This window comes from Pseudomonas izuensis, from assembly GCF_009861505.1.
GTDB classification, from domain to species: domain Bacteria; phylum Pseudomonadota; class Gammaproteobacteria; order Pseudomonadales; family Pseudomonadaceae; genus Aquipseudomonas; species Aquipseudomonas izuensis.
The window spans coordinates 53,231-77,204 of sequence record NZ_WTFT01000012.1; the positions used below are offsets into that span (position 1 = coordinate 53,231).

The 23,974-nt window shown below is 61.2% G+C and carries 21 protein-coding genes; 19 read left to right on the top strand and 2 right to left on the bottom strand.

The genetic code is table 11. The features are described from left to right. Positions 1-3: 3 nt before the first annotated feature. Entirely contained in the window at positions 4-1,602 is a 1,599-nt protein-coding gene (locus GPL81_RS12360) for an ABC transporter permease (protein WP_160106933.1), read from the top strand. Next, complete coding sequence (locus GPL81_RS12365; RefSeq protein WP_160106934.1) at positions 1,599-2,669, top strand: ABC transporter ATP-binding protein; 1,071 nt, start codon at positions 1,599-1,601, stop codon at positions 2,667-2,669. Before GPL81_RS12360 ends, GPL81_RS12365 begins: the two co-directional genes overlap by 4 nt. A 123-nt stretch (positions 2,670-2,792) precedes the next feature. Here GPL81_RS12365 and GPL81_RS12370 read toward each other — a convergent pair whose 3' ends face one another. Continuing rightward, positions 2,793-3,731: a site-specific integrase gene (locus GPL81_RS12370; RefSeq protein WP_160106935.1), complete on the bottom strand. Its 939-nt coding sequence runs from the start codon at positions 3,729-3,731 to the stop codon at positions 2,793-2,795. Positions 3,732-4,113: 382 nt separating this feature from the next. Here GPL81_RS12370 and arnB point away from each other — a divergent pair, with 382 nt between their 5' ends. Genes arnB through GPL81_RS12410 form a run of 8 tightly spaced genes read left to right on the top strand, consistent with a single transcriptional unit; the run spans position 4,114 to position 12,908 of the window. Next, positions 4,114-5,262 (top strand): UDP-4-amino-4-deoxy-L-arabinose aminotransferase, encoded by a 1,149-nt coding sequence (gene arnB, locus GPL81_RS12375; protein ID WP_160106936.1) that lies wholly within the window; start codon positions 4,114-4,116, stop codon positions 5,260-5,262. Next, positions 5,259-6,278, top strand: a complete 1,020-nt coding sequence (gene arnC, locus GPL81_RS12380; RefSeq protein WP_160106937.1) for an undecaprenyl-phosphate 4-deoxy-4-formamido-L-arabinose transferase — start codon at positions 5,259-5,261, stop codon at positions 6,276-6,278. Before arnB ends, arnC begins: the two co-directional genes overlap by 4 nt. Further along, positions 6,275-8,266 (top strand): bifunctional UDP-4-amino-4-deoxy-L-arabinose formyltransferase/UDP-glucuronic acid oxidase ArnA, encoded by a 1,992-nt coding sequence (gene arnA, locus GPL81_RS12385; RefSeq protein WP_160106938.1) that lies wholly within the window; start codon positions 6,275-6,277, stop codon positions 8,264-8,266. The genes arnC and arnA overlap by 4 nt, the downstream gene beginning before the upstream one ends. Continuing rightward, entirely contained in the window at positions 8,266-9,150 is an 885-nt protein-coding gene (gene arnD / locus GPL81_RS12390) for a 4-deoxy-4-formamido-L-arabinose-phosphoundecaprenol deformylase (RefSeq protein ID WP_160106939.1), read from the top strand. Before arnA ends, arnD begins: the two co-directional genes overlap by 1 nt. Further along, entirely contained in the window at positions 9,147-10,796 is a 1,650-nt protein-coding gene (gene arnT, locus GPL81_RS12395; protein WP_160106940.1) for a lipid IV(A) 4-amino-4-deoxy-L-arabinosyltransferase, read from the top strand. The genes arnD and arnT overlap by 4 nt, the downstream gene beginning before the upstream one ends. Continuing rightward, a complete protein-coding gene (arnE, locus tag GPL81_RS12400; protein WP_160106941.1) occupies positions 10,793-11,137 on the top strand; it encodes a 4-amino-4-deoxy-L-arabinose-phosphoundecaprenol flippase subunit ArnE in 345 nt (114 codons plus the stop codon). Before arnT ends, arnE begins: the two co-directional genes overlap by 4 nt. Then, positions 11,134-11,535, top strand: coding sequence for a 4-amino-4-deoxy-L-arabinose-phosphoundecaprenol flippase subunit ArnF (arnF, locus tag GPL81_RS12405; RefSeq protein WP_160106942.1), 402 nt, complete (start codon positions 11,134-11,136; stop codon positions 11,533-11,535). The genes arnE and arnF overlap by 4 nt, the downstream gene beginning before the upstream one ends. After that, positions 11,532-12,908, top strand: a complete 1,377-nt coding sequence (locus GPL81_RS12410; RefSeq protein ID WP_160106943.1) for a UDP-glucose dehydrogenase family protein — start codon at positions 11,532-11,534, stop codon at positions 12,906-12,908. Before arnF ends, GPL81_RS12410 begins: the two co-directional genes overlap by 4 nt. A gap of 163 nt (positions 12,909-13,071) precedes the next feature. On the opposite strand, the gene GPL81_RS12415 is transcribed toward GPL81_RS12410, so the two are convergent. Next, a complete protein-coding gene (locus GPL81_RS12415) occupies positions 13,072-14,037 on the bottom strand; it encodes a LysR family transcriptional regulator (RefSeq protein WP_160106944.1) in 966 nt (321 codons plus the stop codon). A gap of 307 nt (positions 14,038-14,344) precedes the next feature. Here GPL81_RS12415 and argH point away from each other — a divergent pair, with 307 nt between their 5' ends. The 9 genes from argH (at position 14,345) to GPL81_RS12460 (ending at position 23,913) form a co-directional block, all read left to right on the top strand. Then, positions 14,345-15,772, top strand: a complete 1,428-nt coding sequence (argH, locus tag GPL81_RS12420) for an argininosuccinate lyase (protein WP_160106945.1) — start codon at positions 14,345-14,347, stop codon at positions 15,770-15,772. 150 nt (positions 15,773-15,922) lie between these two features. Next, the gene (locus GPL81_RS12425; RefSeq protein ID WP_160106946.1) at positions 15,923-16,801 is read left to right on the top strand and encodes an amino acid ABC transporter permease; all 879 of its coding nucleotides are present in this window, start codon (positions 15,923-15,925) and stop codon (positions 16,799-16,801) included. A 10-nt stretch (positions 16,802-16,811) separates the two neighbouring features. Beyond that, positions 16,812-17,576 carry an amino acid ABC transporter ATP-binding protein gene (locus tag GPL81_RS12430; RefSeq protein ID WP_096511678.1) on the top strand — a complete coding sequence of 255 codons (765 nt, stop codon included), beginning with the start codon at positions 16,812-16,814 and terminating at the stop codon, positions 17,574-17,576. A 41-nt stretch (positions 17,577-17,617) separates the two neighbouring features. Further along, positions 17,618-18,442 carry an ABC transporter substrate-binding protein gene (locus GPL81_RS12435; protein WP_096511679.1) on the top strand — a complete coding sequence of 275 codons (825 nt, stop codon included), beginning with the start codon at positions 17,618-17,620 and terminating at the stop codon, positions 18,440-18,442. Positions 18,443-18,622: 180 nt separating this feature from the next. Then, positions 18,623-19,471, top strand: a complete 849-nt coding sequence (locus GPL81_RS12440) for a polysaccharide deacetylase family protein (RefSeq protein ID WP_160106947.1) — start codon at positions 18,623-18,625, stop codon at positions 19,469-19,471. Next, positions 19,464-20,351, top strand: coding sequence for a polysaccharide deacetylase family protein (locus GPL81_RS12445; protein ID WP_160106948.1), 888 nt, complete (start codon positions 19,464-19,466; stop codon positions 20,349-20,351). The genes GPL81_RS12440 and GPL81_RS12445 overlap by 8 nt, the downstream gene beginning before the upstream one ends. Next, positions 20,348-21,697, top strand: a complete 1,350-nt coding sequence (locus GPL81_RS12450; RefSeq protein ID WP_160106949.1) for an MmgE/PrpD family protein — start codon at positions 20,348-20,350, stop codon at positions 21,695-21,697. Before GPL81_RS12445 ends, GPL81_RS12450 begins: the two co-directional genes overlap by 4 nt. Positions 21,698-21,866: 169 nt before the next feature. Continuing rightward, positions 21,867-23,045: an MFS transporter gene (locus GPL81_RS12455; protein WP_160106950.1), complete on the top strand. Its 1,179-nt coding sequence runs from the start codon at positions 21,867-21,869 to the stop codon at positions 23,043-23,045. Between the two features lie 160 nt (positions 23,046-23,205). Continuing rightward, a complete protein-coding gene (locus tag GPL81_RS12460) occupies positions 23,206-23,913 on the top strand; it encodes an HPP family protein (RefSeq protein ID WP_121100892.1) in 708 nt (235 codons plus the stop codon). Positions 23,914-23,974 lie beyond the last annotated feature (61 nt).

Sequence of the window (23,974 nt, forward strand, 5' to 3'; positions counted from 1 at the left end):
TTGATGCCTGAAACCCTGCCGGCGGGTGTTGCCGAAAGCACACCCGCCAACCTGCGTCGACGTTCACGCGGCTTTTTCGCGAGCCGGGGAGGCGCGTGGGTGACCGGTTTGTCGGTGCTGGTTTCGTTACTGGCGCTGCTGCCCATCGCCTTCGTCATCGGCGTGTACCTGCAAACCGGTTGGGCCACTCTGGCGCCACTGGTGTTCCGTCCACGGGTCGGCGAACTGCTGGTCAATACCCTGTTGCTGGTGATCATCACCATCCCCTTGTGCATTGCCCTGGGGGTGACGCTGGCGTGGCTCACCGAACGCACCAATTTACCGGGCCGCCGCTGGTGGTCGTTGCTGGCGACCGCGCCGCTGGCGGTGCCAGCGTTCGTGCACAGCTATGCATGGGTGAGCCTGGTGCCGCCGATTCACGGGCTGTTTGCCGGTGTATTGGTCTCGGTCATTGCCTATTTCCCGTTTCTTTACCTGCCGGTTGCCGCGACATTGCGTCGACTCGATCCGGCCATCGAAGACGTCTCCGAGTCCATGGGGCTCAAGCCCTGGGCGGTGTTCTTTCGCGTGGTGTTGCCGCAATTGCGCCTGGCCATCTGCGGCGGAGCCTTGTTGGTCGGCCTGCATCTGCTGGCCGAATACGGCCTGTACGCGATGATCCGCTTTGACACCTTCACCACGGCGATCTTCGATCAGTTCAAATCCACCTTCAACGGACCTGCCGCCAACCTGCTGGCCGGTGTGCTGGCGTTGTGTTGCCTGGCGATGCTGACCATCGAATCCGCCGCCCGCGGTCATGCGCGCTATGCCCGGGTCGGGTCCGGCAGTGCCCGTGAACAACGGGTTGTCTGCCTGAAGGCCCCGGCGACGGTACTCGCGCTGGTGTTGCAGATTGTCACCTGCGCGCTGGCATTGGGCGTACCGTTGATTACCCTGGGCAAGTGGCTGATTGCCGGGGGCTTGCAGGTCTGGGACTTGAGCGAACTGCTGCCGGCACTGGAACAGACCCTGCTCTTCGGCGTGGCGGGCGCGGTCCTGACCACCTGCGCCGCCATCCCGATTGCCTGGCTGTCGATTCGCTCGCCCGGCCGGCTGCAACGGATTCTGGAAAGCTGCAACTACATCACCAGCGCCCTGCCGGGGATTGTCGTCGCCCTGGCCCTGGTGACCGTGACTATCCATTTTGCCCGGCCGATCTACCAGACCACGATCACCGTGCTGTTGGCGTACCTGCTGATGTTCCTGCCCCGCGCCCTGGTGAGTCTGCGTGCCGGTATCGCCCAGGCGCCGGTGGAACTGGAAAACATGGCTCGCAGCCTTGGCCGTTCACCGGCACGGGCGCTGTGGCTGATCACCTTGCGCCTGGCCGCGCCGGGAGCCGCCGCCGGTGCCGCGCTGGTGTTCCTGGCGATCACCAATGAACTGACCGCCACCCTGCTGCTCGCCCCCAATGGCACACGTACACTGGCCACCGGGTTCTGGGCCTCGACCAGTGAAATCGATTACGCCGCCGCGGCACCCTATGCGCTGCTGATGATTGTGCTGTCGCTTCCGCTGACCGGAATCCTTTATCACCAATCCAAAAAAACGGCTGGCCGATGAACGCTCTAGAACTGCATTCACTCTCCAAATCCTACGGTGGGCAAAAAGCCCTGGAAAACGTCAGCCTGTCGGTACCCGCCGGCAGTCGCACGGTGATTGTCGGACCTTCCGGCTCGGGCAAGACGACGTTGCTGCGGATGATCGCCGGCTTCGAGTTTCCCGATACCGGCCGCCTTTCGCTCAACGGCCAGACCCTGGTCGACGGCACCCACGAGGTGCCGGCGCATCAACGCCTTATCGGTTATGTACCGCAGGACGGTGCGTTGTTCCCGCATATGACGGTAGCGGCCAACATCGGCTTCGGCCTGGCGACCAAGGGCAGCGAAAAGCAGGAGCGTGTCGCCGAGTTGATGGACAGTGTTGCCCTGGATGCAAACATGGCCGAACGCTGGCCCCATGAGTTGTCCGGCGGCCAACAGCAACGGGTAGCCCTGGCGCGAGCCCTGGCCCAGCAACCCCGGCTGATGCTGCTGGACGAGCCGTTTTCGGCGCTCGACACCGGACTGCGCGCCAGCATGCGCAAACTGGTGGCACGCTTGCTGGCGGAGGCCGGGGTCACCACCATCCTGGTGACCCACGACCAGAGCGAGGCATTGTCTTTCGCCGATCAATTGGCGGTGATGCGCCACGGCCGGCTGGTGCAGTCCGGGCATCCGCTGGACCTTTACCGCTACCCCGACGACGTCCAGACCGCGTTGTTTCTCGGCGAGGCCGTGGTCATGCCCGCCCGCATCGAAGCCGGCTGGGCCCACTGCGATCTGGGCCGCATACCGGTCAACAACCACCGCAACAACAGTGCGGCGCAGATCATGTTGCGGCCCGAGCAATTGCAGCTGGCCAGTATCATGCCCCATACCGCGGAAGTCGTGGGCTGCCGCGCCGTGGTGACCGAGCGGGACTTCAGCGGCAACACCTGCACGCTGACGGTGGAATTGCAGTCTTCGGCCTCCGGTGAACAGTCGGGCCGCTCTTTGCTGGTGCGTAGCTCGGGCATGTACGCGCCACCGGCCGGAAGCGCGGTACATGTCTCGACCATCGGTCATGCCCACGTATTGAGCGAACCCTGAACCCGGCACCTGTAGGAGCGAGCCTGCTCACGATGGGCGTCAACGATTGCGCGTGAAACCTGATTCACCTCGGTGCCCTCAGGTTTTTCGCGAGCAAGCTCGCTCCTACAGGACTGGATACGATCAAAGATCAAAGCGATCCACTGCCCGACGCCGTTCGTTGTCATCGCGCACGTCGTAGTTGGCGGTCGTCTGGATGTTGCTGTGGTGGGCCAGTTTTTGCGCGATCGACAGGTCGTGCTCCTCGATCACCCGGGTGATGAACGAACGGCGAAAATCATGAGGCATGATTTTCACCCCCACCTGCGCACCGCGCTGCCTCGCAATGTAGTAAATCGCGTGCTTGGTAATGCGCTCACGAGTGATGTGGCTGCCGCGTCGAATGCGGTTGAACAGAAAGGGGTCGTCCGATTCGCCTTCCTTGAGCTGTGAACGGCGCAACTCCAGCCAAGCGTCGAGCTTGGCGAACGCCCAGGCCGGGGCGTACTTGATCAACTGCTTGTTGCCCTTGGCCGTGACTCTCAGGCTGCGCTCGGTGAAATCGACCTGGTTGAGGTCGAGGTTCACCGATTCCGACTTGCGCATCCCCGAACCGTACAGAATCCCGATGATCGCCGCGTCCCGCAGGCCTTGCGGCCGTGGATCGGCGGCGCAGACTTCCATCAGCTCCTGGATCAGCGTGCGCCGAAGATTGCGACCCTGGGACAGGCGCGTACCAGCAATGCCCTTGACTGAGCGCATTTTCAGCAAGTGCTCCTGGGTGATCAGGCTCATGCGCCACGCCTCGTTCATGACCCCGCGCACCGCATTGACGTAGAGCGACGAGGTATTGGGCGCATAACCGTCAGTGCGTAAAGTAGCCACCAGCGCAACTACATCCTCGGGCTGCAGTTCGTGCCAGGGAATCTCCTCGATGTTCACCTCTTCGAAACCCAGGCGGTCGGCAGCATCCTGTAACACATAACGCAGGGTCATCTGGCTTGACGGCGCCAATCGCGCCAGATACACCGTCAGCGGATTGGTGGTGGAAGTACGTGAATCAGTAGCGGGTAAGTCAATCAAACGAAACAGCCTTAAGTGAAAACGGTTCGACAAAACAACTAAGCAGCGAAACATGGCTCATTACAGCGATACTTGCACAGGACTTCTGCAATCAGTCGTGATAAACGGCGAAAGCCTGAACAGGCGCTTAATCGCTTGCAGATAAACGATTCGCAGACCGTTTTTTCATGTTCCTTTCACAAAATCGAGCATAATCTCAGTAGGATAAGGTCAGCCTTGTGAACCCCCAACCTGCCGTCCGGGACGGGGAAAGTCAACTGATGCAGCTTCGCACGCTTTTCATTCAACTAATTGATGCAAATCCAGTTTCTTCGTCTATTCTATTCCTGGATCCATTTTTTTTAGCCTCAACGGCTATTCACTTTTCAGCCACGAGGTGCTCATGAGTCAGGCTTTTCTTCCCTTCTCCCGCCCCAGTATCGGTGATGAGGAAGTAGCAGCGGTAGAACAAGTACTGCGTTCAGGCTGGATAACCACCGGACCAAAAAACCAGGCTCTGGAAGAACACTTCGCCAACTATGTCGGTTGCCGTCATGCCGTGGCCCTGTCTTCGGCCACCGGCGGGATGCATATCACACTATTGGCACTCGGGATCGGCCCCGGCGACGAAGTCATCACCCCATCGCAGACCTGGGTCTCCACGGCCAATATGATTTGCCTGCTGGGTGCTACCCCGGTGTTCGTCGATGTTGACCGTGACACACTGATGAGCGACCTGGTGAGCATCGAGGCGGCGATCACCCCGCGCACCAAAGCGATCATTCCGGTGCATTACGCCGGCGCGGCGTTCGATCTCGATCCGCTGTATGCGTTGGCTGACAAACACGGCATCGCCGTAATCGAAGACGCCGCCCACGCCGCCGGCACCGTTTACAAGGGCCGCCCCGTCGGCGCCAAGGGCACGGCGATCTTCTCGTTCCACGCGATCAAGAACATGACCTGCGCCGAGGGTGCGATGTTCGTCAGCGACGATGAAGCCCTGGCCTCGCGGGTACGCATGCTCAAGTTCCACGGTCTGGGTGTCGACGCCTACGATCGCCTGACCCACGGCCGCAAGCCTCAGGCGCAGGTGGTGGAGCCCGGTTTCAAATACAACCTGGCGGACATCAATGCCGCCATCGCCTTGGTGCAACTGGAGCGACTGGACGAAATCAACGCCAGGCGCACGCAACTGGCCAGTACCTACTTGCAGCGCCTGGAAGGCCTGCCGGTGCAACCGCTGGCCATTCCCACCTACGCGCAAACACATGCCTGGCACCTGTTCATCCTGCGGATCGATGCTGAACGCTGCGGACTGGACCGTGAAGCCTTCATGAAAGCCCTGCAGGAGCAGAATATCGGCACCGGCATTCATTTCATTGCCACGCACCTGCACACTTACTACCGCCAACGCTTCCCCGATATTCACCTACCCAACACCGAATGGAACTCGGCACGGCTATGTTCGATCCCGTTGTTCCCCGACATGACCACCGATGACGTCGAACGTGTTGTCGGCGCCATCGAAAACTGCCTGGACAAAAGCCTGTGAGACCTTACCCGATAAACTTCGTTTCGATCGTCATTCCGGTCTACAACGAACAGGAAAGCCTGCCTGAACTGCTTCGGCGCACCGAGGCGGCTTGCGAGCAGCTGAATCAGGCTTACGAAATCGTACTGGTCGACGACGGCAGCCGTGATGACTCCGCGCAGATCCTGGAAGACGCCGCCTCCCGCGAAGGCAGCCCGGTGGTGGCGGTCATCCTCAACCGCAATTACGGCCAGCACGCCGCGATCATGGCCGGTTTCGAACAGTGCAAGGGCGATGTCGTCATCACCCTCGATGCCGACCTGCAAAACCCGCCCGAAGAAATCCCGCGGCTGGTGGCACAGGCCGAGCTCGGCTATGACGTCGTGGCGACGGTGCGCAACAATCGCCAGGACTCGGCCTTGCGCCGCTGGCCATCGAAGCTGATCAACCTCGCCGTGCAACGTTCCACCGGGGTGGCCATGAGCGACTACGGCTGCATGCTGCGCGCCTACCGACGCACCATTGTCGACGCGATGCTCGCCTGCCGTGAACGCAGCACCTTCATTCCGATCCTGGCCAACAGCTTTGCCCGCCACACCACGGAAATCCTCGTGACCCACGCCGAGCGTGAACACGGCGACTCCAAGTACAGCCCCATGCGCCTGATCAACCTGATGTTCGACCTGGTCACCTGCATGACCACCACGCCGCTGCGACTGTTAAGTATCGTCGGCGTCGGCATGGCGGCCCTGGGCGTATTGTTCGCCGTGGCGCTGATCCTGTTGCGCCTGGTGTTCGGCGCCGGCTGGGCCGGGGGCGGTACCTTCGTTCTGTTCGCCGTGCTGTTCGTCTTCACCGGCGGGCAATTCATCGGCATGGGCTTGTTGGGCGAATATTTGGGGCGCATGTACAGCGATGTTCGCGCCCGTCCGCGGTTCTTTGTCGAAAAGGTGCTGCGTAGCCAGCCCGCCTCCTCCGTTTCCGTGGCCGCTGTCGACGGTCACACTTCCACTTCTTCAGATCGGGTTCTCCCATGACTGCAAAAGCTGTTGTCTTCGCCTATCACGATATTGGTTGTGCCGGCATTCAATCCTTGCTCGATGCCGGTTTCGACATCGCCGCCGTATTCACTCACGCCGACGATCCGAAGGAGAACGCATTCTACGGCTCCGTGGCACAGTTGTGCGCCCGCCACGGCATTGCCGTGCATGCACCGGAAGACGCCAATCATCCGTTGTGGATCGAGCGAATCGCCAAACTCGATCCCGACTACATTTTCTCCTTCTACTACCGCAACCTGCTGAGCGAAGCGCTGCTGGCCACGGCCCGTAAAGGCGCCTTCAACCTGCACGGTTCCCTGCTGCCACGCTACCGTGGTCGTGCACCAGCCAACTGGGTGCTGGTCAACGGCGAAACGGAAACCGGCGTGACCCTGCACCGCATGGTCAAGCGCGCCGATGCGGGCGCCATCGTGGCCCAGCAAAAGGTTGCGATCGAGCGCAGCGACACCGCGCTGAGCCTGCACGGCAAACTGCGTTCGGCCGCCTCTGATCTGCTGCGTGACACCTTGCCGGCGCTGCTGCAGGGCAAAGCCAGTGAAACACCGCAAGACGAATCCAAAGCCACGGTGTTCGGCCGTCGCACCCCGGCTGACGGCAAACTGGTCTGGGCCAAACCGGCCGAAGAACTGTTCAACCTGGTCCGCGCCGTGACCCAACCGTACCCGGGTGCCTTCTGCGCGGTGGGCGAGCACAAGCTGATTGTCTGGAGCGCCGAAGTCGCCAAGGGCAACGAAGGCCTGGCGCCGGGCCGCGTCATCAGCGTCGACCCGCTGCGCATCGCCTGCGGTGAAGACTCGCTGATCATCAACGCCGGCCAGCGCAACGAAAACGGCCTGTACCTGAGCGGTCCGCAACTGGCCAACGAACTGGGCCTGGTGGACGGTTCCGTGCTGCGCGGTGCCGAATCCGGTCGTGCCCCGCGTCGCACCCGCGTGCTGATCCTCGGTGTCAACGGTTTCATCGGCAACCACCTGTCCGAGCGCCTGCTGCGCGACGACCGTTATGAAGTCTACGGCCTGGACATCGGTTCGGACGCCATCGAGCGCCTGCGCAGCCACCCGAACTTCCACTTCGTCGAAGGCGACATCAGCATTCACTCCGAGTGGATCGAGTACCACATCAAGAAGTGCGACGTGGTCCTGCCGCTGGTAGCCATCGCGACGCCAATCGAATACACCCGCAACCCGCTGCGTGTATTTGAACTGGACTTCGAAGAGAACCTGAAACTGGTTCGCTACTGCGTCAAGTACAACAAGCGCGTGATCTTCCCGTCGACATCGGAAGTCTATGGCATGTGCCAGGACCCTAACTTCGACGAAGACAACTCCAACCTGGTGGTCGGTCCGATCAACAAACAGCGCTGGATCTACTCGGTCTCCAAACAACTGCTGGACCGTGTGATCTGGGCTTATGGCCAGAAAGGTCTGAACTTCACCCTGTTCCGTCCGTTCAACTGGATGGGTCCACGCCTGGACCGCCTGGACTCCGCCCGTATCGGCAGCTCCCGCGCGATCACCCAGTTGATCCTGAACCTGGTGGAAGGCACGCCGATTCGCCTGTTCGACGGTGGCGAGCAAAAACGCTGCTTCACCGACATCGCCGACGGTGTGGAAGCACTGGCACGGATCATCGACAACGACAACGATGTCTGCAACGGCCAGATCATCAACATCGGCAACCCGGAGAATGAGGCCAGCATCCGTCAGCTGGGCGAAGAGCTGCTGCGTCAGTTCGAAGCTCACCCGCTGCGCGCCAACTTCCCTCCGTTCGCCGGCTTCCGCGACATCGAAAGCAAGGCGTTCTACGGCGGCGGTTATCAGGACGTGTCCCACCGCAAACCGAGCATCGCCAACGCTAAACGCCTGCTGGACTGGACGCCAACCGTTGAGATGAGTGAAACCATCGGCAACACCCTGGACTTCTTCCTGCGCGAGGCCATGCTCGAAATCGCGGACAAGCGTTGATGCAGGCAGGTCTTCGAATCGATGTCGACACTTACCGAGGCACCCGTGAGGGGGTGCCGCGGTTGCTGGACATGCTGGACGAAGCGCAGATCAAGGCGACATTTTTCTTCAGTGTCGGCCCCGACAACATGGGCCGGCACTTGTGGCGCCTGATCCGCCCGCAATTCCTCTGGAAAATGCTCCGTTCCAATGCCGCCGGCCTTTATGGCTGGGACATTCTGCTGGCCGGCACTGCCTGGCCCGGCAAACCCATTGGCCGCGACCTCGGGCACCTGATGCGTCAGGCCCGGGCCGCCGGGCATGAAGTCGGCCTGCACGCCTGGGATCACCACGGCTGGCAGGCCAACGCCGGGCGCTGGAGCGACGAGCAGTTGTCCGAGCAGATTCGCCAGGGCGTGGATACGCTGCAGGACATCCTCGGCGAACATGTCTGGTGCTCGGCATCTGCCGGCTGGCGCGCGGACGAGCGCGTGATCGAGGCCAAACAGGCATTCGGCTTCCGTTACAACAGCGATTGCCGGGGCACAAGCCTGTTCCGGCCGATTCTGGCGGACGGTCGCCCAGGCGTGCCGCAGATTCCGGTAGACTTGCCGACGTTCGACGAAGTGGTCGGGCCGAACGTCGCCGCCAAGGATTTCAACGCCTACATCCTCGACCGATTCACCCCCGAAAAACTCAATGTCTACACGATCCATGCCGAAGTAGAAGGGATTCTGATGGCCAACGATTTTCGTCAACTGCTGGCCGATGCTCGCCAGCGTGACATCCGTTTTCAACCCTTGGGCGACCTGCTGCCCGAAACCCCCGGCAACCTGCCGAGCGGCCGAGTGGTGCGTGGCGCACTGGAAGGTCGCGAAGGCTGGCTGGGAGTGCAAGGCGCATGACCAGACGCTGGATGCTGCCTTTGCTGCTGGCTGTCATGGCGCTGGCGTACCTGCTGCCGCTGGGCACCCACGGCTTGTGGATTCCCGACGAAACCCGCTACGCCCAGATCAGCCAGGAAATGCTCCTGAGCGGCAACTGGGTATCGCCACACTTCATGAGCGTGCGTTATTTCGAGAAACCGGCCGCCGGTTACTGGATGATTGCCCTTGGTCAGGCCCTGTTCGGCCAGAACCTGTTCGGTGTGCGCTTTGCTTCGGCGCTGAGCACCGGCCTGAGTGTGCTGTTGTGCTACCTGATCGCCGGCAGATTATGGAATCAGCCGCGCAAGAGTTTCGCCTGCGCACTGCTGTACATGAGCCTCAGCGTGATTGCCGGCGCGGCCGGTTACGCCAACCTCGACCCGCAATTCACCTTTTGGGTCAACCTGAGCCTGGTGGCCCTGTGGTTTGCACTGGACAGCGCCGACCGTCGCCAGCGCCTGATCGGCTGGGCAGTGCTGGGGCTGGCGTGCGGCATGGGATTCATGACCAAGGGCTTTCTCGCCTGGCTGCTGCCCGTACTGATCGCCCTGCCTTGGGTGATCTGGCAAAAACGCTGGCGTGAACTGCTGGTCTACGGCCCGCTGGCGATTGTCGTGGCCATCGCCGTCAGCCTGCCGTGGGTCCTGGCGGTGCATGGGCAAGAGCCCGATTACTGGCGGTTCTTCTTCTGGCACGAACACATTCGCCGCTTCGCCGGAGACGATGCCCAGCATGACGCCCCCTGGTGGTACTACCTGCCGTTGCTGGTGGCGTTCAGTCTGCCGTGGGTGGCATTGCTGCCACCGGCGCTGAAGCAGGCCTGGCAGACCCGGCGCGAGGCCAATATCGCCTTCCTGCTGTTGTGGCTGCTGATGCCGCTGCTGTTTTTCAGCATCAGCAAAGGCAAATTGCCCAGCTATATCCTGCCGTGCCTGTTGCCGCTGGCCTTGCTGATGGGCCATGCGCTGGACGATCGCTTGAGTCGGCAACAAGGCCGTGCCCTGGGTATCAATGGCCTCCTGAACCTGGTGCTGGGCGTGACTGTCCTGCTGGCGCTGGTCTATCTGCAACTGAAAAAGCCCCTGTACGACCATGAACTGCACAACCTGGTGCTGGTGTTCATCGGCCTGATCGGCTGGATCATCGCCAATTTGCTGCAAGCGTTCCGACCGCTGCAATGCTGGGCAGCGCCGGCCTTCGGTAGCCTGCTGCTGATCGGACTCGTGCCGGCGGGGCTGCCCAACTCAGTGGTCGCCAACAAGACGCCCGATCAATTCATCCTCGAACACGTCGCGGAACTCGCCCAGACCCATCAATTGCTGAGCAACGACCTGGGCGCTGCCTCGGCACTGGCCTGGCGGCTGGAACGCCCGGAAGTGGCGTTCTACAACACGATAGGCGAGCTGAAGTATGGTCTTGAGTACCCTGATTCGTTAAAGCATCGCGTCGATGCCGATCAGGTACAGCAGTGGATGCAAGACGCCCGCCGGCAAGGGTCGGTGGGTGTGGTCATGCGGGTCAAGGGGGACGACGAGCTGCACGAACTCGATCAACTGCCCAAGGAAGGCAAGCGCTATGAACAAGGCAACATGGTGATTCTGATCATTCCACAGGCGGCGCCATGAGCCTGCTACTGCTGCTGTGTGCCTGCCTGCTGACCTGCCTGGGCCAGATCGCCCAGAAATACGCCGTTGAAAGCTGGCGCGGGAAAGCATCCGGCTGGGGCGATAAACTGCGTTCGCCCTGGCTGTGGCTGGCACTGGCGGCGCTGGGGCTTGGCCTGCTCGTATGGCTTTTGGTGTTGCAACGCCTCGAAGTCGGCGTTGCCTACCCGATGCTGAGCCTCAACTTCGTGCTGATCACCCTGGTCGCCCGCTTCGTTTTCCGCGAACATATCGATGGCCGCCACTGGCTCGGTGTTGCGCTGGTGATCGGTGGTGTGGCTTTACTGGGGCAACACGCATGAGCCGGCGTCGCGGAATCACTTTCGCCCTCGGCAGCGTGCTGCTGGTTAGCACCGCGCAGCTGGGCATGCGCTGGAGCATGAGTCGCCTGCCGTCTCCCGAACATTGGCTGGACGCTCATATCGAGCCAAGCGCCATCGCCGTGGTGCTGGCCGCCATCGGTGCCTATGCCCTGTCGATGCTCTGCTGGCTCGCCGCCCTGCGCGATCTTCCCCTGGGCCGGGCCTACTCGCTGCTGAGCATCAGCTATGCGCTGGTGTACCTGGCGGCCGCCGGCCTGCCGCTATTCCACGAAGATTTCAACCTATCCAAAAGCCTTGGAGTGGCCCTGGTCATCCTCGGCGTCATCATCATTAATTCTCGACCTGCTCGCGCGCCCGAACTCAGGAGTGCATCATGAAAATAAGTGTATTTGGTAGCGGTTACGTTGGCCTGGTTCAAGCCGCCGTACTGGCTGAAGTCGGCCATGACGTGATGTGCATGGACATCGACGAAAAGAAAGTCGAACTGCTGAAACAAGGCCACGTCAGCATTTTCGAACCGGGGCTTGCCAGCCTGGTACGCGAAGGCCTGGATTCCAAACGGTTGCAGTTCACTTCGGACGAAAAGCTCGCCGTGCAGCATGGCCAGGTATTGTTCATCGCGGTCGGCACGCCGTCCCGGGACGATGGCTCGGCTGATCTGCGTTATGTGTTGTCGGTGGGTGACGCCGTGGCGCGGCATCGCGAACAACCGCTGATCCTGGTGGAAAAATCCACGGTGCCAGTGGGCACCGGCGATACCTTGCGCGCGCATATCGACAAATGCCTGCTCGAGGCCGGGCGCGCACTGCAGTTCGATATCGTCTCCAACCCCGAGTTTCTCAAGGAAGGCTCGGCCGTTTCCGATTGCCGGCGCCCGGACCGCATCATCATCGGCTGCGAACGCGATGAAGTGCGCGACGTGATGCGTGACCTGTACGCCCCGTTCAACCGCAACCATGACCGCGTCATGTTCATGGACCTGCGCAGCGCCGAGCTGACCAAGTACGCCGCCAACTGCATGCTGGCAACCAAGATCAGCTTTATCAACCAGATCGCCGAACTGGCCGAGCACCTGGGTGCCGACATCGAATCGGTGCGCCTGGGCATCGGTGCCGATTCGCGCATCGGCTACCACTTCATCTACCCTGGCTGCGGCTATGGCGGCTCGTGCTTCCCCAAGGACATGCGCGCCCTGATCCACAGCGCCGAAGAGGCCCATTGCTCCAACGACCTGCTGCAGGCAGTGGAAGCCATCAACGAACGGCAGAAACACAAGCTGTTCGAACGCATCAAGGCGTTCTTCAAGGGTGATTTGCAAGGCAAGACCTTTGCCGTGTGGGGGCTGGCATTCAAACCCAATACCGACGACATGCGCGACGCGCCGAGCCGGGTGCTGCTCGAAGCCCTGTGGGCCGCCGGCGCCAACGTGCGGGCATACGACCCTGAAGCCATGCAGGAAACCCAGAAACTGTACCCCGATCAAGACAAGCTGATGCTCATGGGCACGCCGGAATCGGTATTGACCGGTGCCGACGCGCTGATCATCTGCACCGAATGGCAGCAATTCAAGGCCCCGGATTTTGACCTGATCAAACAGCGGCTCAATGCACCGGTGATCTTCGACGGCCGTAACCTCTACGACGCCGAGCGCCTGGCTCGCAGTGGTTTCAAGTACTTCCCGATGGGTCGTGGTGAATCGCGCAAGTTGCCGATTCCATTGCAGAGCTGGCCTGCTGCTTCGGAGGCTTGAGAACACAGTTGCAATAACTGTGGCTCGGCTTGAAAGTTACTGTTTAGCGCAAAACCTGTAGGAGCGAGCCTGCTCGCGATAGCGGTGTATCAGTCAACATACTTGTTGTTTGATACTCCCCCTTCGCGAGCAGGCTCGCTCCCACAAGGACCGTGTTCAGCCATTAGATTGTTGCCTTCAAATCCACGCCCAACGCCTGCGCAAACGCCTTGACCAGCGGACTGCGCACAGTGTTGTGGCGCAGGATCAGATTAAACGGCGTATTGATATGGATAAGCTCCGGGCACAGCGCCCGAAACTGCCCCTGCGCCACCCAATTCGCGGCGTAATGCTGCGGTAGAAAACCCACGAATCGCCCAGTCCTGATCAACAGCGCCACGGCTTCCACCTGGGTCGCCGACGCGGAAAAGCTGTCGTAGTGGGCAAAGTTGAGCTTGTCCCGATGGATCGCGTAGCGATGGTTGATGCACTCATAATCCTTGAGCATGTTGCTGTTCATCTGATCGCTTGGCATCGAGAATAACGGGTGACCCACCGCGCAATAAACTTCAGAACGCTCCTCGTACAACGGGTAGTAATCGAACTCTTCCCGCCGTTGATAAACCGGCACAATTCCAGCCACCAGTCGCCCCTCGACAACGCCCCGCTCCACCTCATCCAGCTGTGATGCTTGAAGTTGAAATCTTACTTTAGGTGACTGTTCATTTATTGTTCTAAGCGCTGCAACTAACGGCGATTGCGGATCGGAAATCGTATTATCAATAACCCCCACACCAAGATCACCAATAAGTTCGTTCTGTGCTGAACTAAGGCGATCACGAAAGTTGTCGACCGAGGCAAATAAATCAATCGACGCCTGATACACCAGACGCCCTTCTTCGGTCAGGTGAAAGCCTTCGCGCCCTCGGGTACACAGGCGCATGCCGATGCGGATTTCCAGGTCGGAAATCTGTTTGCTGATGGCTGCCAGCCCTACATTCAACTCGTTCTGCGCCGCACTGAAACCGCCCGCCTCGACCACCGCCTTGAACACTTTGAGCAGCTTGAAGTCCAGCCCGCTGAGGGCCAGCGGTGCCCGTTGCAGCGTTTTCGGCGGCGGGTTTCCGGAATTGGAAAGTGGGGTTTCCATAATGCTTATTTACCTCTGGCGCCCGATTCAACAACCTGTGTCCAACAACAAAAACATAGCTGGCCTAATAATAATGAACACAGAAAACCAGACTTGGCAACCACTAACAAATTCCGAACTTCAGTGCCAAACCACTGATTTCGAAGCATTAAAAGCTGACACTTCGATCAGCTCTCGCCCTTTTGCAACTGCGCTGGTCCCCTGCCCCTGATTATTAATTGACCTGATGACGGCCGAACGAACTTCGGCGTGCATTTTCAGGTCCGGCACACCGATTTCGTTCGCATTACCGACGAGGAAAACAACAATGTCTCAAGCCACCGACCGTCTCTGGGGTGCACGCTTCAAAAGCGGTCCGTCCGAAGCCCTGGCTGCCCTGTCCCGCTGCCCGGAACGCTACTTCCGCCTGACGCCATACGACCTCGCCGGTTCCAAGGCGCACGCCCGGGAACTGCAACGCGCCGGGCTTCTGACCGAGCAGGAAACCCGGACCATGCTCGACGCCCTGGAGCGTATCGGCGCTGATTTCCGCGCCGGCAGCATTGCCCCGACCCTGGACGACGAAGACGTTCACACCTTCATCGAGCGCCTGCTGACCGAACGCCTCGGCGCCCTGGGCGGCAAACTGCGCGCCGGCCGGTCGCGCAATGACCAGACCGCCAACGACCTGCGCCTGTTCCTGCGGGACCACGTGCGCACCCTGGCCGTCGAAGTACTGGCCCTGCAACAGGCGCTGGTGGATCAGGCCGAGCAACACGTCGAGAGCATCTGCCCCGGTTTCACCCACTTGCAGCAGGCGCAGCCGATCGTGTTCGCCCATCACTTGCTGGCCCACTCGCAATCGATGCTGCGTGACGTGCAACGCCTGGTGGACTGGGACGCACGCACGTCGCTGTCGCCATTGGGCGCGGCGGCCATGGCCGGTTCCGCCATCGCGCGCCTGCCGCAGCAATCGGCCAAGGAAATGGGTTACAGCGGTGTTTGCGAAAACTCCATCGATGCCGTGGCCAGCCGCGATCACGTTGCCGAATTTCTGTTTATCGCCAGCATGCTCGGCATCAACATCTCGCGCCTGGCCGAAGAATTTTGCCTGTGGTCGTCGCGACAATTTCGCTGGGTCGCGCTGGACGATGCCTACGCCACCGGCAGCTCGATCATGCCGCAGAAGAAGAACCCGGACATCGCTGAACTGGCCCGGGGCAAGGCCGGTCGCCTGATCGGCAACCTCACCGGTCTGCTGTCGACCCTCAAGTCCCTGCCACTGTCGTACAACCGCGACTTGAGCGAAGACAAGAACGGTGTGCTCGACAGCGTGGACACCCTGCTGCTGGTGCTGCCGGCGATGGCCGGGATGGTGGCGACCATGACCGTCAATGTCGAAGAACTGCGTCGCCAGGCCCCACTGGGCTTCACCCTCGCGACCGAAGTCGCCGACTGGCTGGCGATGCGCGGCGTGCCGTTCAAGGAAGCCCACGAGATCACCGGTGCGCTGGTCAAGGCTTGCGAGCAACACGAGATCGAACTGTGGGAAGCGTCCCCGGCGTTGCTGGCCGAAATCGATCCACGCCTGACGCCCGAAGTGCGCGACAGCCTGACCCTGGAAGCCGCCATCGCCGCCCGCAGCGGCTGGGGCGGTACTGCGCCACAACAGGTGCGCGAACAGATCGGCCGGCTGAAAACCGCCCTCGCCGCCCAGCAAGCCTGGACCGAAAACTATCAAGGCTTCCGCCTCTGATAGAGCACGCGATCCTGTAGGAGCAAAGCTTGCTCGCGATGGCTTCGGCACATTCAACGACGATGTCGCCTGCCATGCCGTCATCGTGAGCAAGCTTTGCTCCTACAGGGTTGAGGTGGACTTGAAAGAACAGTGTACGGAGAACCAACCATGAGCCAGACACAGGCAGAACGACTCCAGGCGGAGCGCAAACTGGCGGAAAACCAGTTTGATATCACCCAGTATCAACACGTGCCACGGCGCTATTACGGGCGAATGTTCTTCGCCGCCTTGATCGTCGCAGCACTGCTGGGCCTGATACGCGCCTTCGCCGAAGGCAAGATCGAATGGTCCTATATCGGCCAGTTCCTCACATCCCAGGCAATCATGTGGGGCCTGCTCAACACCATCGTCATGGCGGTGCTGGCGATGGCCCTGGGCATTGTGTTCGGGGTGATCACGGCAATCATGCGCATGTCGGCCAACCCGATCCTGCGCTATGTGGCGCTGACCTACACCTGGCTGTTTCGCGGCACGCCGCTGATCCTGCAACTGCTGTTGTGGTTCAACCTGGCGCTGATCTTCCCCACCATCGGTATCCCCGGCCTGGTCGAAGTCGACACCGTGAGCCTGATGACGCCGTTCGTGGCCGCCCTGCTGGGCCTTAGCATCAACCAGGGCGCCTACACCGCCGAAGTGGTGCGCGCCGGCCTGCTTTCGGTGGACACCGGACAGTACGAAGCCGCCAAGTCGATCGGCATGCCGCGCCTGCAAGCGCTGCGCCGGATCATCCTGCCCCAGGCCATGCGCATCATCATTCCGCCGGTGGGCAACGAGTTCATCGGCATGGTGAAAATGACCTCGCTGGCGAGCGTCATCCAGTACTCGGAATTGCTCTACAACGCCCAGAACATCTACTACGCCAACGCCCGCGTGATGGAGCTGCTGATCGTCGCCGGTATCTGGTACCTGGCCACGGTCACCGTGCTGTCCTTCGGTCAAAGCCGCCTGGAGCGTCGTTTCGCTCGCGGCGCCGGCAAGCGTTCCTGAGGAATCCGACATGAGAAGCATCGTCAAGGCCGTGAGCCTGAACAAGTACTACGACAACTTCCACGCGCTCAAGGACATCAACATCGAAGTCGAGCAAGGCGAAGTGCTGTGCATCATCGGCCCGTCCGGCTCCGGCAAGAGCACCCTGCTGCGCTGCGTGAATCAGTTGGAAAAAATCGACAAGGGCGGCCTGTGGGTCGACGGCGAACTGGTGGGCTACCGGATCGTCGGCAACAAACTGCACGAACTCAATGAGTCGCAGATCGCCCGTCAGCGCCTGTCCACCGGCATGGTGTTCCAGCGTTTCAACCTGTTCCCGCACATGACCGTGCTGCAAAACATCATCGAAGGGCCGTGCCAGGTGCTCAAGCGTTCGCCCAAGGAGGCGCATGACGAAGCCGTGGAACTGCTCGCCCGCGTCGGCCTGGCCGACAAGCGCAACAGCTACCCGATCGAACTCTCGGGTGGTCAGCAACAACGGGTCGCCATTGCCCGTGCCCTGGCCATGCGACCCAAGCTGATGCTGTTCGATGAACCCACTTCGGCACTCGACCCGGAACTGGTCGGTGAGGTGCTGTCGGTGATGCGCGATCTGGCGCAGACCGGCATGACCATGATCGTCGTCACCCATGAACTGGGCTTCGCTCGCGAAGTGTCCAACCGCATGGTGTTCATGGACGGCGGGCAGATCGTGGAGGCAGGAAGCCCCGAAGAAATACTAATAAGTCCGCAAAACCCACGCACCCAAAGCTTCATTTCTGCCGTTCGAACCTAAACGCCGGTTGGCGTAAAAAAACACTCATAAGAGAACGACCCATGAAGAACTTCGTTATCCCGGCAGTACTCGCAGGCCTGATGGCCTCCAGCTTCACCTTCGCCGCCGAATTGCCGGCCAGCATCAAGGACAAGGGCGAGATCGTCGTCGCGATCATGCCGAACTACCCGCCGATGGATTTCAAGGACCCGGCCACCAACACCCTCACCGGTCTCGACGTTGACCTGGGCAACGCCCTGGCCGAGCGCCTGGGTGTGAAGATCAAATGGCAGGAAACCGGCTTCGAACAAATGATCAATGCCCTGACCACCGACCGCGTGGACATGGTGCTGTCGGGCATGACCGACACCAAGGAGCGCCAGGCCAGCGTGACCTTCGTGGACTACTTCACCAGCGGCCCGCAGTTCTACACCCTGCAGAAAAACGCGGCCACCAACGAAATCATCGACCTGTGCGGCAAAAAGGTCGGCACCAGCCGCCGTACCACCTTCCCGGCGGAAATCGCCGAGTGGAGCAAAGCTAACTGTGAAGCCGCCGGCAAGCCGGCGATCAACGTGATCGGCACCGAAGGCTCGGCCGACGCCCGCGCGCAACTGCGCCAGAGCCGCATCGACGCGGCGATGCAAGGCAGCGAAACCCTGCCTTACCTCAAGACCCAGGAAAAGGACATGTACAAGACTGTGGGCCTGCCGATCTCCTCGCAGTTCACCGGCCTTGGCGTGAGCAAGAAAAAACCTGAATTGAGCGAAGCGGTGAAAGTCGCGTTGCAGAGCATGATCGACGACGGCAGCTACCAGGCGATCCTGAAGAAATGGGACCTGGAACTGGGCGCGATCAAGACCGTGACCGTCAACGCCGGCAAATAACCGGGCTCAACCACCAGCCACTGTGGGAACACAACCTGTGGGAGCAAAGCTTGCTCGCGATGGCGTCGTCAGATTCAACGACGATGTCGTCTGTCATGCCGTCATCGCGAGCAAGCTTTGCTCCCACAGGGGCCACCCACAGGGAATCGGTGTTTTTTATAGATTGTTGGAGTACCAATGATGTCCTCCTCACCCCAACCCACCTGGCCCGGTAACCACAAGGCCTGTCTCGCCCTGGCCTTCGACCTCGATGGCCCGACCGGCGATGCCATGCTCAACGGCTCGATCTGGCGCAAGCCCGAGTACTTCGGCTTTGGCGGTTACGGCCCCTACCGGGCACTGCCGCGACTGCTCGATCTGCTCGACGAGTTCCACCTCCCGACGACGTTCTTCGTCCCGGCCTGGGTCGTGGAAAACTGGCCGAAACAGTGCCAGGCGATTGTCGAGCGCGGGCATGAGGTGGCGTATCACGGCTACAAACACGAATCCTTCTACGCCCTGACGCTGGAACAGCAAAAGGACGTGATGAAGCTGTCCCGCGAGGTGTTCTGGAAGCACCTGCACATCCGCGCCGAAGGTTTCCGCACGCCGTCCGGCGACTGGCGCGCCGAAACCCCGGCGATGCTGGTGGAGGCCGGCGTGACCTACTCCAGCAGCATGCGCGGCGATGACCGACCGTACCTGGTGAACGTACCGGGCCACGCCACGCCGCTGGTGGAAATCCCCGGCCGCTGGGAAATGGACGACTACGCGTCCATCGCCTACACCCGTGCCCCGGACTTTCCCTCGGGGCTGGACCGCACCGCCAGCTATGAACTGACCCTCGACAACTGGTGCCGCGAATATGACGGCGCCATGAACGAAGGCTTGTGCCTGACCACCCTGTTCCACCCCAAGATCACCGGCAAACCCGGGCGCATCCTCTTGCTGGAAAAACTCTTCGAACACATGCGCCAACGCAACGACGTGTGGTTCGCCACCTGCCGTGACGTCGCCCAGTGGTGGCTCAAGGAGCATCACCATGGCTGAGTCCACTGTCTGGCCCAAAGGCTATCGCTGCGCCGTGGTACTGACCGTCGATTACAACGACATCCACGGCATTCTCACCCAGGCCCCGGAAGTCGCCGGGCGCGACAAGACCCTGTCGGTCTGGCGCTATGGCACCCAGCGCGGGGTCGAGCGTTTGCTCGCTCTGTTGAGCGAACTCGGCGTCTCCAGCAGTTGGTTTGTCCCCGGTATCGTCGCCGAGGAAAATCCCGAACACCTTCGCGCGATCCAGGCCGGCGGCCATGAAGTAGCCTGCGCCGGCTATCGCCATCAGAATTACGACACCCTCGACCTGGCCGCGCAGAGCGCCGACATCGCCCAGGGTTGCGCGGCGTTGGCCGCGTTGACAGGGCAGCGTCCGACCGGGTTTCGCATCCCCGCGGGCAACGGTGCGCCGGGTTTCATCGAGGCGTTGAAGGATCAAGGCATTCGCTGGTCGTCATCATGGCGCGGTGACGATTTGCCGTTCGCGCATCCGACCGCGCCGCAGGTGATCGAGTTGCCGTTGCACTATGAGCTGGAAGACGAACCCTACTTCGCCTTCAACCTCAGCCCGGCGGTGCCACCGGCGCAATCGCGGATCGCCTCCTACAGCCATACCCTGGGCAACCTGCAAATGGACTTCGCCGGGTTTCATCGGTTTGGCCTGTGCTACGTGCTGCGCCTGCACCCGGAAATCATCGCCACACCGGGGCGGATCGGCGTGTTGCGCGAGCTGCTTGAGGGCATCTTGCAGCACGATGATGTGTGGATCGCCACAGGGGCTGAAGTCGCCCGGTGGTGGGCCGGGTCAGCGGCGCCCGTGACCGAGGACCATCCGGCGTCCGTTTATGAACGGCATTATCGGGACTACCTCCTATGACCGAGCGCATGCAACGGCTGGCGCAGTTCTGCGTCAATACGCGATTTGAAGACCTGCCACCGGCACTGGTGGCGCAAGCCAAACGACACATCCTCGACACCTTCGGCGCGTCGCTGGCCGGGGCCGACAGCGATGTGGCGAAGCTGGCGCACCAGGTATTCGACGGCGAGACTGGCCATGCGCTGGTCTGGGGCACTCAGGCACGGATGGGGGCGGCGCAGGCCGCGATGCTCAACGGCATCGCCGCCCATGCCCTGGAACTGGACGACACCGGTGGCTGCGACCATTCCGGTGCCGTGGTGTTGCCGGCAGTGATGGCCGCGGTGTCAATGTCCGGACGACCCGTGAGCGGCCGCGAGTTCGTCACGGCCGTGGTAATCGGCTACGAAATCGGTCGTCGGGTCCTCGAAGCCTGCGGCGGTTATTCGGCCCACAACGGTGCGGGCTGGCACTCCACGGCGACCTGCGGCGTGTTCGGCGCGGCGGCGGCCAGTGCGCGCATCCTCGGCCTGGACGTACGGCAAACCGTGTCGGCACTGGGTATCGCCGGCAGTTTCAGCGGTGGCCTGTGGGCCTTCATCCACGACGGCTCGCAAAGCAAGAAACTGCACAGCGGTCGCGCTGCCGAAGGTGGGTTGCTGGCGGCGCGATTTGCCCGAGAGGGCATCAGTGGGCCGACACAATTGTTCGAGGATGTCTGGGGCGGTTTCCTCAAGACTCTCGCTACGCAGACGGCCACGCCTGAAGCGCTGGACACCGACCTCGGCATCGTCTGGAAACTCGCGCGCTGCTCGATCAAGCCTTATGCCTCGTGCCGTGGCACTCACTCCGCCATTGATGCATTAGGTCTGTTGCTGGATCAATTGAAAGTGTCGGTCGATCAAGTCGAAGACGTCCAGGTTTCGCTGTGCGGGTTTCTGCAAGACATGTGCGGCGGTCACGATGTCAGCACCCTGGCGGCGGCGCAGATGAGCCTGCCTTACGCGCTGGCGGCATGGCTGGTGCACGGTCATTGCCGATTGCAGGCTTACGACGATGATCGGCGGCGCGATCCTCGAATTGCCCAGTGGATGTCGCGTATTCGCCTTGAAGTGGACCCGCGACTGTCGGAGGATGGCGAGCCCATTGTGACATTGCGGACCGTGGACGGTCGGCAGGCCAGCCTTTGCATTGAAGTGCCGTTGGGGGCGCCGGGGAATCCGTTGAGTGATGCGGCGCTTGAGGAGAAGTTTTTCAGCTTGGCGACGCGGGTGATGTCGCGGGAGCAGGCTGGGGAATTGCTTGGGCAGTTGTGGCGGCTGGAAGAACTGGAGTCGGCGGAGATGCTCGAGCGGTGGCTTGCCTGATGAATACGTTGTCTGGTCTGGCCTCATCGCGGGCAAGCCTTGCTCCCACAAGAGCCTTGCTCCCACAGGGTGCCTGGGGCTCTTGTGGGAGCAAGGCTTGCCCGCGATAGCAGCAACACGGTCTGTCGCCGAACACTAAAGAATCTGAATAAGGACATTTGCACCTACCGTGGCCACTTACTCCCTGATTGTCCGCCGGTTGATGATCGTTTCGCTGACCATCGTCGTCAGCCGCGCCATCACCAGCCCGTTGCTCACGTTGTTCCTGAGCAACAAACTCGGCCTCAACCAACAGGACGTTGGCTTGCTGCTCGGTATTGCGGTGTTCATCGCCACCCTGCTCGCCCTGTATGGCGGCTACATCATCGATCGCCTGGAAAAACGCCGGTTGCTGATCCTGGCGATGCTCTCCAGTGCCATCGGCTTCGTGCTACTGACCTTCGCCGAAAACCTCTACCTGACCACCGTCACCCTGGTGATCACCGAGACGGCTTCGGCGCTGTTTCTCATCGGTTCGAAGGCAATCCTTAGCGAAAACCTGCCCATCAGCCAGCGCGCCAAGGCGTTTTCCCTGCGCTACACCCTCACCAACGTTGGCTATGCCACCGGCCCCATGCTCGGCGTGGTGATCGCCGGGTATTACCCGATTGCACCGTTCCTGATTGCCGGTGCCATCGCGTTCTTCAGCATCTTCCTGATGATCGGCATCCCAAAGGATTCGGCGCAGACCCCGGCCATTGGCCAACCGCAGAGTTTCTTCAAGACCCTGGTGACCCTCAAGAACGACCGCACGCTGATCATGTTCACGGGTGGCTGTCTGCTCAGCACCGTGGTGCATGGCCGTTACACCCTGTACCTGTCGCAATACCTGCTGGTCACCCACGATTCCAAACGCGCCCTGGACATCATGGCCGCCCTGCTCGCCTGCAACGCCATCAGCGTGATCCTGTTGCAGTATCAGATTGGCCGCTTCCTCAATCGTGAAAAGCTGCGTTACTGGATTGCCGGCGGGACCAGCCTGTTCATCCTCGGGATGATCGGCTTCAGCCTGGCCGACAGCATGCTCAGTTGGTGCGTGGCGATGTTCATCTTTACCCTCGGGGAAATGATCATTTACCCGGCCGAATTCCTCTTCGTCGACACCCTGGCACCGGAAGAGCTACGTGGCAGTTACTACGGCGCGCAGAACCTGGCAGCCCTCGGTGGCGCCCTGAGCCCGGTGATATGCGGCTTTCTGTTGATGCACACGCCGGCACCAACGATGTTCTACGCCTTGAGTGCACTCACCGCCATGGGTGGGTTCCTGTGTTTCATGAGTGGCCGGCGCGTGGCGTTACATCAGAATTAGTGAACTGAAGCTTCATTAATATGAATTTGTCAGCATCTGGATTGAACGGCACACTGTGCCCGTTCCTCCCCCAATAGTTGGAACAACTTCAAGGGCTTTCTGGGTATCCCAGACAAGCCCTTTTTTTTCCTCAGGTTTTTGTCTACGGAACGATTTCGTCATGCTCGCTCGCTGGTTGCCCGCCGCCATCAACACCCGCCCCACCGAATGGAGCCGTGCCGCCATTGGCATGGCCCTCGGAACGATGCTCAGCGTCTGGCTGTGCGGTCAGGTGTTCGGCATCGAGGTGGCACTGCACCTGATCGGCCCGCTGGGCGCTTCGGCAGTATTGTTATTCGCCGTGTCGTCCGGCGCACTGGCGCAGCCGTGGTCGATTATTGGCGGCTACTTGAGTGCCGGCGTGGTGTCGTTGCTGGTGGCCCACGTACTGGGGCGGACGCTGGGCAGCGCTTGCCTGGCGGCGGGCATGGCGTTGATTCTGATGTGTTGGCTGCGTTGCCTGCATCCACCGGCCGGCGCACTGGCGTTGACCCTGGTGCTGGCGGACCCCGCGACCATCGCCATGGACTGGAAAGCCCTGGGTCCGGTGATGCTCGGCGCGTCGATCATGCTGCTCTGCGCCCTGGCCTATAACAACCTGACGCGCATCCGTTATCCCAAGCGCGCCAGCGAACCGGTGGCGGCGGTGCCTGCCGATCACCCGCCTGCCGACAGCCAGGCGATCACTGCCCAGGACCTGAAGCTGGCCCTGGCCGACATGGAAGCCTTCTTCGACGTCACCCCTGAAGACCTTGAACAACTGATTCATGCCAGTGAGTTGCACGCCAGGCGCCGCAGCATCACCGAAGTGCTCAGCAAAACTACCTGACACAACACGCACCCTGTAGGAGCCGGCTTGCCGGCGAAGACGCAGTCCAGTCAACAATGCA